The following is a 14533-nucleotide window of genomic DNA, read 5'->3' as shown; positions in this document are numbered from 1 at the left end:
GTAGGGGTGAGGTTAATTTTCTCACCTCGTGGCATAACAGCATTGGCGGGGGATTGAAAGGGTTGAAAGGATAGAAAAGCGTTCTTTGTTCTTCGTGCTTTGTGCGTTGTTGTGGGGGCGCTCCGCTTCGTCATTGAAAAAGCCGTACGGGAGTGCGGCGATTCAGAGGGTGGGACACATTGACATGAAATAGAGCGGGTAAAGGGAAACGATTCAGCCCCATTGGCCTCACTCGACCCGGGCGTGCGAAAACAACTCGCCATGCGACATCCCGTAGGGTCCGCTTGCGCACCATTTGTTTGGAAAACCGAGATCGTTCTCTATTCATATACGGTGTAAGGGCCCTCCACTCTCATCGGCTTCGATGATCGGTGCGGCGCTTCAGCTGTGCGCAAGAACACCCTTTTCTTGCCCTTTGCCCGGCAGTCCAGCCGGGGTTAAATTTTTTAAATAGAAATTAAGGCATATTTTTTGCTAATCGGGATTGACATCCATCCGGGGGGCGTGTAGTGTGCCCTTCATTGATGCGGGATGGAGCAGTCTGGTAGCTCGTCGGGCTCATAACCCGAAGGTCAGTGGTTCAAATCCACTTCCCGCTACCAATTAAAAATTACAAAGGCTCGGAAGATATTTCTTCCGGGCCTTTTTTGTTTTTTAAAAAACGTGCTTCGTGCCTGGTTCTTCGTGCTTCGTTCGAGGGGGCGCTGCGCTTCGCCATAATAAAAAAGCCGCACCGGAGTGCGGCGCTCCAGAATCGCCGTCCAGAACAAAATTTGATTCCCACCTTATTTCTTTCATTCCTTCGCTAGGGGCAGTCCGAAGCTGTTCAGTCCTAACCCGGATATTTCATGAGAAAACAACCAGAACTAAGGAGTAACATATAATTACAGTTCTTTACGGTAATATTTTCAGCCGTTTCAAAAATGTAAAATGTAATCCACGGTATTCTGTTTGATTTTCTCACCCCTCGGGCGAGCCGGGTGCACTCATCTGCCGCGTTATCAAAGCTTTGAGGTAAACCACTGCATCTTCAGCTCTGATGCCTTGCCTATGAGCGCACCCAACTCGTGAAATATCCGGGCTATGAGAAGGGGTTTAGGTATGAGAGCATGTTCCCAGATCTGCTCGAGGTAGAAGCGGGCGTGGACTCCCAGGGCCTCTTTCATGGCGGCCCCCGTCGGTTTCATGTGGGTATAAAGGTGAGGGTCGGCTGGCTCTGTCCGGCGTTGGTAGAGGGCTTGGGCGCGTCTGGGGTGTCATGGCTTTGATCCGGGGTGGCGTACCGGCCAAACCGGGGATCAAAGAGGTGTCCGGTGCGACTGTTTATCGTGATGCCGATAGATAGGCGGATTTCTCGGGTCAAATAACATCCGCATTTGGGTCTACGTAAATCTGAAATATGTATTTAAGACCCGTTTGTTAAACTTTTCAAAAGTTTAGCTCCCGGCAGGGCCGCCGGAGGCATAAGCTGAACAGGTACTGACATTTTTGCTTTTTATAGATATATTTTAACAGAAAACGACATAGATCATTCGTTGATAAAATATGAATGAATCGGTATGAGATTCTGAGAGAGTTTTTTTGCATGTCGGTGTTTTTGAATTTGAACATGTCGTGTGTGGCATTGTCTGCCATGATGCGACGGGATTTTCGCATGGACGCTCATGTTCTCCTTATTTGTGCGGTTCGCATCGGTGAGGGGGCTGATACTGATTTTGTAAATGTTAGAAAACCGAAAGGACAAACGATGAAATGGTTGAAGTTTTTTTCGCCGGTGAAATCCATCACGTCGCTCAGGGCCAAGGAGATGATGGGTGCCGAGGCAGGATGGATTCTCCTGGACGTGAGGGAACCCTCTGAATATGCCCAGGGGCATATCAAGGGCTCTGTTCATATACCCTTGCTTCAAACCGGTAAACGGTCCGGTGAATTGGGCAAGGGAAAAACCGTTCTGGTTTATTGCCGATGTGGCAACCGAAGCAAGCTGGCATCGCGCATCCTGGCGGCAAAGGGGTTTATTGATGTGTACAATGTTGAGGGGGGCATCGTGGGGTGGGAGGGGGAGGGGGAGGGGGAGGCTAAAGGCTAAAGGCAAGAGGCGATAGGCGATAGGCGATAGGCGATAGGCTAAAGGGTAAAGGCTAAAGGGGAATGGCAAGAGGCAAAAGGTTAAAAATTGTTCTTCGTGCTTGGTTCTTGGTTCTTCGTTCGAGGAGTCGCTACGCTTCATCATGACAAAAAAAGCCGCACTGGAGTGCGGCGCTTCAGAATTGCGGTATTGGACAAAAATCAAAAAACGAAGGGATGACCACGAACCACACGAAAAAGGGATAGGAGCCAAAAACCCACCCCTTGTCATCACGCTTCATCCGCTTTTTCCCCTCTGCGTTTATCTGCGGCGAATGAAGGGACACCCTTACATTTCGGGTTAGGTGCTTTGGCCTCTTTGGTCCCCCTTTTTTTTGCAGTTGTTCTCTGTTCGTGCCTTTCGTGGTTCATGTTTTTAGGCTTTTCATCTCTCGAACCAGGCACGAAGACCAAAGAACCACGAACGCCTTTGTTTCCCTTTCACGTGGCATGCGGTTCCACGCAATCCTTGAAGCCATGCGCCCCCCTCCCTTAATATCCGTCATACCGTCGGCAACGCATCGCCCCGGGTTTGCTTGCGTATCATTGGCTTGATAAACCAACGCTTGTGGTTATTTCTGGGCGATGCGGGGGAGAGCCGTGCATGGGTTTGCCTGGCCGATACGGTTAACCCGCGGTGCGCAAGCACACCCTACCCTCACGCCCCCCCACACTGTCGGTTACCCGTTACGCGTCACCCCTGCAAAGAGTGCTTGCGCACCTTTTTTGATTTAACAGAAGCTGAATCGTTACCACGGTTTTTTCTTTTCCAGCGGCAACGCCGCTCCACTCCCCACTCACTATTCACTAATAGCCACGAACGCTTTTGTTTTTCCATTGACATCCCTCAGCCCTCCATGTAGTGTGCCCTTCGTTGATGCGGGATGGAGCAGTCTGGTAGCTCGTCGGGCTCATAACCCGAAGGTCAGTGGTTCAAATCCACTTCCCGCTACCAATTAAAAAATACAAAGGCCCAGAAGAGAAATCTTCCGGGCCTTTTTTTGTTTATTAAAAACGTTCTTCGTGCTTGGTTCTTCGTTTCAGGCTTTTCATCCCTTGATTCAAGAACCACGAACGCCTTTGTTTTCCTTTCACGTGGCATGCGGTTCCACGCAATCCTTGAAGCCATGCGGCACCCTCCCTTAATATCCACCATAGCGTCGGCAACGCATCGCCCCGGGTTTGCTTGCGCATCATTGGCTTGATAAACCAACGTTTGTGGTTATTTCTGGGCGATGCAGGGGAGAACCGTGCATGGGTTTTCCTGACCGATACGGTTAACCCGCGGTGCGCAAGCACACCCTACCCGCACGTCCCCCACACCGTCGGTTACCCGTTACGCGTCACCCCCGTAGAGAGTGCTTGCATACCCTTGGCTTGAAAAACCAACACCGGTGGTTATTTCTGGGCGATGCGGGGGAGAGCTGTGCATGGGTTTTCCTGGCCGGTACGGTTAATCCGCGGTGCGCAAGCACACCCTACCCTCACGCCCACGCACCGTCGGTTGCCCGTTACGCGTCACCCCTGTAGAATATGCTTCGCACCATTTTTTCACACCTGTGGCCATCAAACCTCTTTTGATTTCACAGGAGCTGAATCGTTACCATGGTTTTTTCTTTTCCAGCGGCAACGCCGCCCCACTCACTACCCACTAATAGCCATGAGCGGAGCGAATTCCTTGAACCAAGCACGAAGAACAAAGAACCAAGAACGCTTTTGTTTTTCCATTGACATCCATCCGCCCCCCATGTAGTGTGCCCTTCGTTGATGCGGGATGGAGCAGTCTGGTAGCTCGTCGGGCTCATAACCCGAAGGTCAGTGGTTCAAATCCACTTCCCGCTACCAATCAAAAAATACAAAGGCCCAGAAGAGAAATCTTCCGGGCCTTTTTTATTGAGTGCCCGATCGTCTCGCCGGTTCTAATTTTCCAGCCCTGTTCTCTTCACGGTTCATTATTTGCCCTTCACGATCCATCCCCATTCAATCCTGCATTGGACATAGAATAAAAACAGTGATATGAAGGTGCGTTTTAATGAACTTCACTTTGACAGGTGGAATACGAAGGTCTTTTTTTGGATAGGGATGTCATGCCTTTGGATCGGACGGGAATACCTGAAAAACCGGTGTCGCGCATTGCGCCAACGCCCAGCGGTTACCTGCACATGGGTAACGCGGTGAATTTTCTCGTGACCTGGGCCCTGGTTCGAAGCCGGGGAGGCGCTTTGCACCTTCGAATCGATGACATGGACGGGATCCGTTTTCGAGATGAGGTCTTAGTCGATATTTTCGAATCTCTGGAGTGGTTGGGGTTGGACTGGGATACCGGACCCACGGGGCCGGATGCCTTTCACCGCCATTTTTCCCTCCAGAAAAGACGTGGTTTCTACCGCCGTGAGCTCGATCGCTTGAGGCAGAAGACGGGAAAACTTTTTGCCTGTGCGTGCTCCCGAAGTGAGATCAAAAAGAGGGCACCCGACGGGCTCTACCCCGGGACCTGTCGTAACCGTCATCATGCGCTGATTCCCGGGGAAACAGCCATGCGGGTTCAGGTGCCAGATGGCACGGTGATTCGTGTGGACGGCCATGCCGTGAATCTGTCGCAATCTTTTGGCGACTTTCTGGTCTGGCGCAAAGACGATCAACCGGCATACCAGTTTGCCAGCCTCCTGGAAGACGAAGCGATGCAGGTCAATTTCATCGTTCGGGGTGAGGACCTTTTGCCCTCGACGGCCGCCCAACTCTACCTGGCCGATCTTTTTGGGATGGAGACCTTCGGGCGTTGCACCTTTGTTCATCACGGTCTGGTCCTGGGTGAGGCTGGCGAAAAACTGTCGAAGTCCCGGGGGGCTTATGCCCTGAAGGATATGCGCGAGGCCGGGGTTGCTCCGGCCAAGGTCTGGAAAAGAGCCGCCCTGTTTCTGGGGTTGGACCCGGAGTCCGTGGATTCGCCCCAGGACCTGATCTGCAGAACATCCCTCTGAAGAGAGTGGTGAGGTATTGAATCGATGAGAAAGCCTGGTTGGTTGGGCTTTCTTTTTTTATTTTATAAGGAGTTTTGTGACCCATGCAATTGAACTGCGGTATTGTTGGCCTGCCCAACGTCGGTAAATCCACTCTTTTTTCTGCCCTGACCTCTGCACCTGCCGAGGCGGCCAACTACCCCTTTTGCACCATCGAGCCCAACGTGGGGATTGTGGCGGTGCCCGATGCGCGCATGAATCGCATTACGGAGTTGATCCCCCCCCAGAAGGTGATTCCGGCGGTGGTGGAGTTTGTCGACATCGCGGGGCTTGTGCGGGGCGCTTCCAAAGGGGAGGGGCTCGGTAACCAGTTTCTCGGGCACATCCGTCAGGTGGGGGCCATTATTCATGTGGTGCGATGCTTTGACGACGACGATGTGGTCCATGTGGAAGGCAGGGTGGACCCCCTCAGCGATATGGAGACCATCAGCATCGAATTGGCCCTTGCGGATCTGGAGTCGGTTCAAAAACGCCTGACCGGTCTGCCCAAGCTCCTCAAGTCCCAGGATAAGGTAATCTCCGGCAATGCCAAGGCGGTGGAGCCCCTGTTGACAAGGCTGGTGGCGGCCTTGGAGGAGGGTGAGCCCGCGCGGAGTCTTGGCTTCGATGAACGCGAAGAAGACCTCATCTCCGACCTTCACCTGATCACCCTGAAAAAGCAGCTTTACTGCTGCAACGTGGGCGAAGACGATTTTGGCGGGGAGAACGATTACGTCGCCCAGGTGCGAGAGTTTGCCAAAAAAGATGCTTCCGGTGTGGTGGTGATCTGCGGCAAGTTTGAATCCGAGATTTCCGAGATGGATGATGAGGAGGAGAAAAAGGCCTTTCTGGAGGACGCCGGCCTTGAGGAGTCAGGCCTTGACCGCCTTATCCGTGAAGGTTACACCATGCTGGGACTTCAGACCTATTTCACCGCAGGCGAGAAAGAGGTCCGAGCCTGGACCTTTCCCAAGGGGGCCAAGGCACCCCAGGCAGCAGGCGTGATTCACTCCGATTTTGAGCGTGGTTTTATTCGTGCGGAAGTCTATCACTGCGAAGAATTGTTCGAGTACAAGACCGAGGCCGCCCTCAAAGAGAAGGGCAAGCTGCGAGTGGAGGGCAAGGAGTACGAGGTGAAGGACGGAGAGGTCCTCCATTTCCGTTTCAACGTTTAAGTCATGCGCCTATCGCTGCTTCCGGCGTCTTTGCCGGAGGCAGCGCTTTTCCGTTTTATCCCTTCGGCTCTATTCGAGTCATTTCCCTTCTGCCTGCCTCTAAATCACTTCACTGTCAAATGATTCCTGGGAACGAAAGGCAAGCTCTTCGTCCACGTCCGGGAACTCGTCGGCCAGGTCAAGGATCAGGTCGAGGAGCTGGTCTCGAGACAGCTGCTGGAGATAGTCTTCGGCTCCCGACACCTCAAGGTTCATGTCATTGAGCAGGTTCAGTCGCTCGTCGTTCTCGGTGGCAATGGGGAGCTTTATTTTTTTTGAGTTCAGGCTGATATACTCGAACGCAGCGGCTGCGGCGTGCTCACAGGCTCCCCCTTTGGGGCATGAGCAGACCGAAGTGAGGGTTTGATCCTCAAAAAAGATCATGACGGCGTGACGCGGAGATCCTTCCACCCAGGCCAGGAGATCCCCATCTTCGGTGAGGGAAAGATCGATGACGTTTCCCTGGCGATGGATCTTTTTTCCTGCTTTGGCGGCGGGGTCTTCGATCCAGGCGTCAATATCATCCAAGGTGAGGTTGCGAAAAGGATTGGGGTGATGGGACATAAGGTGGAGCCCTCCAAAAAAGATCAATCAATGACGATGAACGCCCAAGGTGCTTCGCCTCAGGGGTGTTTGAGTCGTCTATGAAGCCAAATAAAATGTTCATATCCCAGGCCCGGAGAACAAAGCGTTCTTGACCGAGGGAGGGCGGTATGAAACGTCTGGGAAAGAATACTATGGCTGTTTGATTCCGGCAACAACCGTGTTTCGAGATCCATTAAAAAGAGGTTTTTCCCCTGTGGATCATTTTTGTGGGCCGGGGGCATGTGCGCACGATGCCGTCCCGATCTGCCCCTGATCTTAAGATTCCTCTAAAAAAAACAGCCCCCTTAAAAAAGTCCCGATAAGGGTCCTTTTTGTGTTATTTTTGATGGCCTCGCAAGGCGTTTGATGAATGGCAGCGGAGAGATGGCGGGGTGCCGTCTGTTTTTACTGATTCTCATGGCTTTTTGTGCGGCGTGTTGAACGATATTTTATGTGTTAAAAAAAATCTTTAATGGATCCATGGACCTTGGAGTGACACATGACAACAGAGGTGTTGTTTGAACATATGGATAAAACCCTGACACCGGAACCGGTTCCCGAGTCTTCCCGGATGCCGGAAGGCTTTCGGAGCCAGGCGACCGATGTGACGCGGGTGGTCCATTCCGGGTTGATCATGCGGCCCATTTATGAATTGGAGATGCGGCGGTTTCGATCCGACGAGGATAAAAACCGGGCCTGGGATGTCCTTGATCTTATGTGGATTGCCTTTGCGATTCTGGATTCCGTCTCGGAACTCTCCGAATACCATGTGGGTGCCAGCCGTACAGAGGTCCTTGAAAAGGTGTTTCCTGCCGTGGAAACACAGGGGAAAGCCAGCGGGATTGATCCTTCGGAAGCCGATCTTTATGAGGTGCTGAATAAGATTTTTGATCACCTGATCAATCGAAGCAACCGCTATCTCCCTTTCGAGTACCCTTATTTCGACGGCGCAAAGCAGCAGTTTGAAACCCGGAAATTCTGGTTGGTCAAGGCCGTGTATACCGGGCAGGGCAAGACCACCCTTTTTACCTTGACCGACGAGGGATATGCCGCTTATTTCGGCCTCCACGAAACCAGCGCCCTGGATGCCACGGCCATCGGCAACCTGAGGATCAAGATGTTCATTGAGCGGGGCAACGTGGACGACGCCATCGCCGTTGCCGAGCAGAATCAGAAGCAGTGCCTGAGAAAATCCCACGACATTCGCAACACGCGAAGGTCCATCCAGAGAAATATCCAGGCGGTGGATTTTGAACGGCTCAACGACATGGCCGACGAAGGGACCCACCAGGCCCTTCAGATTCAACAGGAGAGCCACCGGCTTCAGCATCTTGTTTCGGAGAATCTTCAAGAGACCGAAGATGAGGATCTGGAGGCCAAGCTTCTGCACCTGGGTGCCCAGCTGAAGACCTTGAACGGACGCCAGATGGAGCTCGTGGGAGAGCTGCAACGCCTCCCCGATGATTACCATGCCAACAGCCATAAGCTGTTTCGGCGCTCTTCCCTGGGTGTGATTCCACCGCCTGAAGAGATCCTGAAGCGAGTCTGTGGTATGGGCGAAGAGGACGCCGCGCAGCTCGGCCGTGAGTTTATCTCCCGTTTTGATCCGCCTGTCCGGCCTCTGCTTTTTGATCCGGCCTCCATTATCGATGCCATCGAGCGGGCCCTGGATCGACAAAACCCCGAAGGGGGAAAGGGTCAGGCTGTTCAAGAGATCGATGGGGTTCCCATCGAGACCTATCAGTCGGAGCTCACGGACGAACTCATGGCCTGCGCTTTTGAGCGTCTTGGCACCTCCGTGCACAAAGATGGGGTGGTACAGCTGTCCGAGTTGTTTACGGAGGCAGCGAAAGGGGCTGAGGAGGCGACGCTTCTCCCCGTGGCCATCGCCATGGGCGTGTTCCAGTGCCTGGTGGATCCGCGTATTGCAGAGCGGTTTGGTGTCCAGGTGCTTCTGGTCGATCCCGGCCAGAGTTTCACCATGGACCTGCCCGGTGGAAGGCGCTACAGGGGACACAACCTGACCCTGGTTCCCTACCGGAAGGTGGGGACAGCGAGGTGAGCGAGGTGAGCCACCTCGAAAGCAGGGTCGCGAATGCTCCGACCCTCGTTCCTCAGGTCGATCCCATTCGCTGACGGGCTGCGCCCGTGGTGAACGATACCGGGACCTTGATCCGTTTCGGCTCGTATTTTTCTGGCTTTTTTAAGGTCGCGGTTTAAACGACGACCCAGGCCGATATCAATAAAATGCGAGTGCCATTTGGCCCGAGGTACGAGGGATAAATGGCACTTGCTACCTGCTTTCAAGGTGGCTCACCTTGCCGCCGGAGGCACGCTTTTGGCCCTAACTGGCGTTTTAAATAAAATTCAGCTCAATGTTTTAAAGAGGGCGATGATATGGACATGGACGATATTTATCAGGTGAATCGGCTTATTTATCTGGGTGTGGCGCACAGCAATGGGCGAAAGAGCCTTGTGAGCCAGCACCAGCGTGAAGCCACGGAGTTGATCCAGAGGTTTCAGGCTGAAGAGTCCTTTCAATTGATGGTGATCGAGGGGCTTAAGGCCATGGATCTTCACCTTTTAGAAGTAGAGGAGAGCGGGTTGCGGCTTGCCGCCCGTCATTCAGGGAGCCTGTTTGCCCCGACCCTGACCGAGTACGGCAAGCTTCTGGCTCGTAACGAGCTGAAAGCGGCTGAGCTGCTTTGCGTGCATTGCGCCATAGCCACCGCTTTTTTTCCCACCGAGGCTGATCTGGACGCACCCGTAGAGGATCTGGGGGTGGTGATGGTGGAGGATGTGGTGGAGATTTTACGCCGGTTTGTCTGCGTTGAGAAGGATCTGCCCGCCGATGATGACATTGTGCATCCCCAGGTACGGACCGCCGCCCAGCGGTTTCGTGAATTGCCCGAGGCCAACCCGGACAGCAAGAGGGTGGGCGGGGGACACAGCTGGGTGGAGATGATCATTCGGGTCTTGGATCATATCGTGGAGACTGGGTATCTGTTGAAATTTGAAGAACACGAAGGGGAGTGGGAGTACCGTCCCACCCCCACCTATCAGACCGCCATGAAGCTGGCCACGGTGTACGCCTTTCATGCGTTTCGAGATGTGGTGTCAAGCTACAGCGATGAGCCCGTCGCAGAAGAGGGGGAGGCGTAAACGATGTATCGACTCAGTAGATTTTTTATCAGTGATGTGGTCGCCGGTGAGAACATTATCCAAAACGGCTATTTTCCCATCTGCAAAGAGGGCGAACGGGCCGATCATGGGGTGCTTTTTGCTCCCAACGGCTCCTGCAAAACCACGCTCCTCTCTTTTCTGCTAAGTGTCTTCAGCCCGGCCAAGCGACGATTTGTCCAGCATCTTCAGTCCGGCGGAGACAAAACCCTTGAGCAGTATTTGATTCCGGGACGGCCCGCCGTGGTGATGCTGGAGCTGGTAACGACCCTGGAACCCACCCTGTTCGAGGCCGAGCCTGAAGATCGGGTGGTGGTGGGGCAGCTGATGATGCGGGACAAGCATGACGCCGGGAAGGTGGAACGCTTGTTTTTTAGAGCCCATGACCATGCATTCTTCGACACCCTGCGAAAGCGGTGGGAGGGGCTGGTCAATGGCGACGAATCGCGCAAGGCGGTGCGGGATTTTATCGCCCCCCATGTGGACAGCACCTCCTCCCAGGTAGAGTGGGAGGGGCTTTTGACGCTTATGGGGTTAGACCCCTGGCTCATGGACCGTCAGGTCGATTTCGCCCGGACCGAAGGGGGGATTAAAGACGCCTTTAAGTTCAAGACCGAAGAGGAGTTTATGAGCTTCTTTCTGGGCTGCGTCACGGACATGGACGAGGCCGTGGGCCTTCGATCGGCCGTGGAGCAATCCATGGAGAAGATGGCGAGTCGGCCTGAAAAAAAAGCGCAGCTCAAGAGCCTCTGGTCCTTAAAGGAGCGCATCGCCTCCTTTGATACCATGGGGGGAAAGTGGCGCAGCGCACGGGACAAGGTCAAGGAGGTCCAGCGTCATCTGGGTGAGGCCCACCATCTGCTTCTGCTTTCCGGCAGGGCCAACAGGAAAAAAGTGGCCGAAGCCGAGGCCGCCCTGGAGGCGACGCACAACGACAAGGCAAAGACACTGCGCAGTCAGGATCTGGTCAAGGCGAATATCCTGCAGGTCGAGGCCCGGGTGATGGGCGACGAGGTGAAGGCCTGCCAGCAGCGGGTCGAAGAAAACGCTATTCTCCTGGAACGCGGGAAGGCAGAGCAGGCCGCGTTGAAGGCTGCCGAGTTTATGGCGGTGAAGCGCAAAACCGAGGCGGAGATCAAAGACGGAGAGAAGGTGCTCTCCACCAAGGGGGCCGAGCTTATCCCCATCCGTGAACAGATTGAGCTGCGGGCTGCCCAGTATCATGTGCGCCTTGAAGAGGAGCAACGAGTCCGGCGTCTGCAGTTAACGACCCTTGAGGAGCAGAAACGGGTTCTTTCGGCCGCGCAGGTCCGGGGGCGGGAAGAGGCCCAGACGCTGGAGGAGACACTGAAGGGCGTTCGCACCGAGATTACGCGCCATGCCACGATGATCGATAACGGCGAGGAGGCGCTTCGGTCCCTGGGGCTGGAGGGGCAGGAGACCCCGGTAGAGGCCAAAACGCGCTTGAATGAAAGTCTGGCTGAGATGGTCTCCCGCAAAGACGCCGCCTTGGCTCAACTCAACGAGCTGAAAGGCTCCCTTGATGCCCTTGAAACGCAGGCCCAGGGACATCAGCGCCTGCTGATTAAAGGCGAGATGGCCTGTGAACAGGCCGGGCGTGAGGTGCAGGCCGAGGCCGAGGCGAGAAAAACGCTTCAGGCAGACCCCGACCTGGCAACCCTGGCCGGTGCCATGGATTTTGATCCCACCCATCTCGATCTCGGGACCCGGGTTCGGGAAGCGGTCTCGCGTCAAGGTGAGAAGGTCCATGCAGGGGCCATGGCCCTGATGGGCCTTGAAGCGGAACGAGATCGACTGGAATCCATGGGGACCCTTGCCGTGGATGAAGAGACGCGAAGGCTTCTGGAGCACTATCTGGAGCTGGGGGTGACGCGCTCAGAGCTTAAAATATTTCCGGAATACCTCACGGCCCTGCATGAGGATCCATCGACCCTTGCTGCTTATTTGAACAAAGATCCCGGGCGATTTACCGGTCTTATGGCCGCCTCGGACGCGGTGATTGAAAAGGTGCTGGCCCTGGCCGTTCCGGAGTGGCTGTGCCGTCCGGTGGTGATCTCCACTCCGTGTGAGCTGAGTGAGGTCGAGGTGAGGGTTCCCCACGTCATCGCACCGGATGATCCGTCGGTCTACAGCGCAGAGCACCTTGCCAGGCGATTGGAGACGGTGAACGCAGAGATCCTTCAGCGGGTTGAGGTGGCAGAACAGGTGGGGCAACGCTTGAAAGTGCTTGAAGGGGTGCAGCGTTCCCTTGCAGATTACCAGCGCCTCTACCCGGATCCATCGGCCGTGGAGGCTTTATCCCGACGAGGGGAGGAGAGCCGGGAGCAGGTGGCCCGCCTTGAGGAAGAAAAGGCAAAGATGTCGGCAGAGCGAACCCGACTGCATGGATGCCAGGAACCGCTGGAAAAAGAATTGAGCACCCTGGTGGAGACGAGGGGGCGCTTTGTTGAGCAGTTGAAGCAGGTGACCGGGTGGCTGGGGCAGTATGGCGCCCTTGCCACATGGCGCGAGGCGCATCAGGCCAAAGAGCAGGAAGCGCTTACCTTAACCCGGACCCTGGCCGAGATGGCCGAGAGGCTCCAGGCGTTTGATGGTGAGGCCCAGGCGCTCTTGGAAGCCCTGGCCGAAAAACGATCGGAGCTTAAATCTCTGGATGAAAAAGGCGGTCATATTCCCCTCTCCGGTGAGACGCCTCTTGAAGAGGCAAAACGCGAAGAGGCTCTTACCTATGATCTGGAGAGCCTGGAATCCCTTTACCATGAAGCCTGCTCCCTGGAGCGTCAGATGGCCGGGGAGTTGGGGATCGCCACCCTGACCGAGACCCTTCAGCGGCAGCGCAACGAACTCCAGAAGGTGGCAAATGAGCTGGAACGCTGTCGGAAGGAGACCGCCTTTGATGTGAGCCAGGCCCTCAGCCTGTCGCGGAAGGGCAAGGGCGAAAGAGACGATCGCAGCGCCGAACTCCTGGCAAGTATCGAAGACGCCATGGAGAATAAAGGACGTTTTTCCGCAAAATTAGACGAAGGCTACCGCAAGCTTGAAAATCATCAGGAGAGGTTAAAACTCCTGATTAAGCGAGGCGTTCAGCCCACCGTGACAGAAGATGATCTGGCATCCCGAGAGGCCTCTGCCCTGCTGGATGGTTTCACCCTGGAGGTGAGCCAGCTTCGTGAGATGGTGGAGCGCCTGGATGCGAAAATTCCCGAGTTGAAAGCCCAGCTTGACGCCATGGCCGCCTGGGCCAGAGACCTTGCCGTGGGTACAGCCCAGGTGAAACTCCATGAGCCGCTCTGGGATGAGATCTCCCCGCGTCTCGGGTGGCCGGATCTGGTGGGATTTGAAGGGACCGCCCCCACGGGTTCTTTTTTGACCCTGGTTGATGAGTGCCTGGCAGAGGCCGCCAAGGCAGACAGTGATGTGAACACGCATCGCCGTACCATGGGCAGTGCCTTTGATCGGCTTCAGACCGAATTGCGTGATGAGATGCTCCAACAGCGCCTTCCCACCATTGTGGACGCGCTGCGGCGTCATGATGCCGAGACGTTAGGGAACCAAAGTGCTGATTTTATCGATCAGTGCAATCACCTCGCCAAAAATATTGAAAGCGATCTGGCCCGCTCCGAGAAGTTTGTGAAAAGTCTGATTGATAAGATGTTGGAGCATGCCAAAGAGTGCCACCAGAAGCTTCAGGCCGCAACCAAGGTGACCATGCCCGAGGAGGTCTATATCTATGGGGGCAACGCGATCCTGAAAAGCGGATCCCGCCTGGAGTTCATGCGCCATGACGAGATTTTTCGGTCCACCCTGGACCATTGGCTGCATGAACTCATCGCCCAGGGTCGCATGCCCGAAGTAAACCCCAAGGCAGGCAACGTTCTGGGGGCTGAGCTTCTCTATCGGCTTCTGCGTGCCGCCTCCGGCAAAGCCCACTTTGGCGTGCGCCTCCTTAAATGTGATGACAGCGGCCGCCACTACGAGCAGGTGGGCAAAGACCTGGGCTCCGGCGGAGAAGCACTCACCACAGCCGTTCTTCTCTATTCCCTTCTCACCTCCATGCGCCAGAGAAGACGAAATAAAAAAGAAGATCTTATCCCGGCCTTTCTGATTGCCGATAACCCCTTAGGCGTCTGCAACCGTTCTGATTTCCTCGACGCCCAGCTTAAAGTGGCCGAAGCCATGGGCATTCAATGTGTTTATTTCACCGGCATCAATGACCGGGAATCCCTGGGCCTCTTTGAACACCGCGTCGCCATTCGGAAAAGCGATCGGCGCCTGCGCATCGACAACACCCATTATACCTGCCTGGAAGTGGTGGAGCAGAACGTGGAGGCGGTGGATAATTAAGGGCAGAAAAGCAGCCTCCGGCGGCGAGGTGAGCCACCTCGAAAGCTGTTAGCCATTGCGATT

General features: G+C 54.9%; 9 protein-coding genes and 3 tRNA genes. 9 read left to right on the top strand and 3 right to left on the bottom strand.

Annotated features, from left to right (window positions below):
- Positions 1-525: 525 nt before the first annotated feature.
- Positions 526-602 (top strand) — tRNA-Met (locus Q1Q75_RS05545).
- Positions 603-1001: 399 nt separating this feature from the next.
- On the opposite strand, the gene Q1Q75_RS05540 is transcribed toward Q1Q75_RS05545, so the two are convergent.
- Positions 1002-1166: a hypothetical protein gene (locus Q1Q75_RS05540; protein WP_300668179.1), complete on the bottom strand. Its 165-nt coding sequence runs from the start codon at positions 1164-1166 to the stop codon at positions 1002-1004.
- Between the two features lie 17 nt (positions 1167-1183).
- Positions 1184-1363, bottom strand: coding sequence for a hypothetical protein (locus tag Q1Q75_RS05535; protein WP_300668178.1), 180 nt, complete (start codon positions 1361-1363; stop codon positions 1184-1186).
- Between the two features lie 384 nt (positions 1364-1747).
- Between Q1Q75_RS05535 and Q1Q75_RS05530 the strand changes: the two genes are divergently transcribed.
- From Q1Q75_RS05530 to ychF, 5 genes are all read left to right on the top strand, one after another.
- Complete coding sequence (locus Q1Q75_RS05530) at positions 1748-2089, top strand: rhodanese-like domain-containing protein (protein WP_300668177.1); 342 nt, start codon at positions 1748-1750, stop codon at positions 2087-2089.
- A gap of 916 nt (positions 2090-3005) precedes the next feature.
- Positions 3006-3082, top strand: a tRNA-Met gene (locus Q1Q75_RS05525).
- Between the two features lie 813 nt (positions 3083-3895).
- Positions 3896-3972 (top strand) — tRNA-Met (locus tag Q1Q75_RS05520).
- A gap of 242 nt (positions 3973-4214) precedes the next feature.
- Complete coding sequence (locus tag Q1Q75_RS05515; RefSeq protein ID WP_300668176.1) at positions 4215-5108, top strand: glutamate--tRNA ligase family protein; 894 nt, start codon at positions 4215-4217, stop codon at positions 5106-5108.
- Between the two features lie 83 nt (positions 5109-5191).
- Positions 5192-6301, top strand: coding sequence for a redox-regulated ATPase YchF (gene ychF, locus Q1Q75_RS05510; RefSeq protein WP_300668175.1), 1110 nt, complete (start codon positions 5192-5194; stop codon positions 6299-6301).
- A gap of 99 nt (positions 6302-6400) precedes the next feature.
- Here ychF and Q1Q75_RS05505 read toward each other — a convergent pair whose 3' ends face one another.
- A complete protein-coding gene (locus tag Q1Q75_RS05505) occupies positions 6401-6904 on the bottom strand; it encodes an SWIM zinc finger family protein (RefSeq protein WP_300668174.1) in 504 nt (167 codons plus the stop codon).
- A gap of 520 nt (positions 6905-7424) precedes the next feature.
- Between Q1Q75_RS05505 and Q1Q75_RS05500 the strand changes: the two genes are divergently transcribed.
- The 3 genes from Q1Q75_RS05500 to Q1Q75_RS05490 all read left to right on the top strand — a co-directional run bounded on the left by Q1Q75_RS05500 (position 7425) and on the right by Q1Q75_RS05490 (position 14470).
- Positions 7425-8987 (top strand): hypothetical protein, encoded by a 1563-nt coding sequence (locus tag Q1Q75_RS05500; protein WP_300668173.1) that lies wholly within the window; start codon positions 7425-7427, stop codon positions 8985-8987.
- Between the two features lie 335 nt (positions 8988-9322).
- A complete protein-coding gene (locus Q1Q75_RS05495) occupies positions 9323-10087 on the top strand; it encodes a hypothetical protein (RefSeq protein WP_300668172.1) in 765 nt (254 codons plus the stop codon).
- 3 nt (positions 10088-10090) lie between these two features.
- Positions 10091-14470: a hypothetical protein gene (locus Q1Q75_RS05490; RefSeq protein ID WP_300668171.1), complete on the top strand. Its 4380-nt coding sequence runs from the start codon at positions 10091-10093 to the stop codon at positions 14468-14470.
- The last annotated feature ends 63 nt before the right edge of the window (positions 14471-14533 follow it).

The organism is Desulfoluna sp. (genome assembly GCF_030145185.1).
Classification (GTDB): domain Bacteria; phylum Desulfobacterota; class Desulfobacteria; order Desulfobacterales; family Desulfolunaceae; genus Desulfoluna.
Note: the sequence above shows the minus strand (reverse complement) of the source record. Positions and strands in the feature narration are given on the sequence as shown.

Coding starts and splice junctions, on each gene's coding strand:
- Q1Q75_RS05515 (WP_300668176.1), top strand. CDS start 4,215: ATGCCTTTGGATCGGACGGGAATACCTGAAAAACCGGTGTCGCGCATT.
- ychF (WP_300668175.1), top strand. CDS start 5,192: ATGCAATTGAACTGCGGTATTGTTGGCCTGCCCAACGTCGGTAAATCC.
- Q1Q75_RS05530 (WP_300668177.1), top strand. CDS start 1,748: ATGAAATGGTTGAAGTTTTTTTCGCCGGTGAAATCCATCACGTCGCTC.
- Q1Q75_RS05540 (WP_300668179.1), bottom strand. CDS start 1,166: ATGAAAGAGGCCCTGGGAGTCCACGCCCGCTTCTACCTCGAGCAGATC.
- Q1Q75_RS05505 (WP_300668174.1), bottom strand. CDS start 6,904: ATGTCCCATCACCCCAATCCTTTTCGCAACCTCACCTTGGATGATATT.
- Q1Q75_RS05500 (WP_300668173.1), top strand. CDS start 7,425: ATGACAACAGAGGTGTTGTTTGAACATATGGATAAAACCCTGACACCG.
- Q1Q75_RS05490 (WP_300668171.1), top strand. CDS start 10,091: ATGTATCGACTCAGTAGATTTTTTATCAGTGATGTGGTCGCCGGTGAG.
- Q1Q75_RS05495 (WP_300668172.1), top strand. CDS start 9,323: ATGGACATGGACGATATTTATCAGGTGAATCGGCTTATTTATCTGGGT.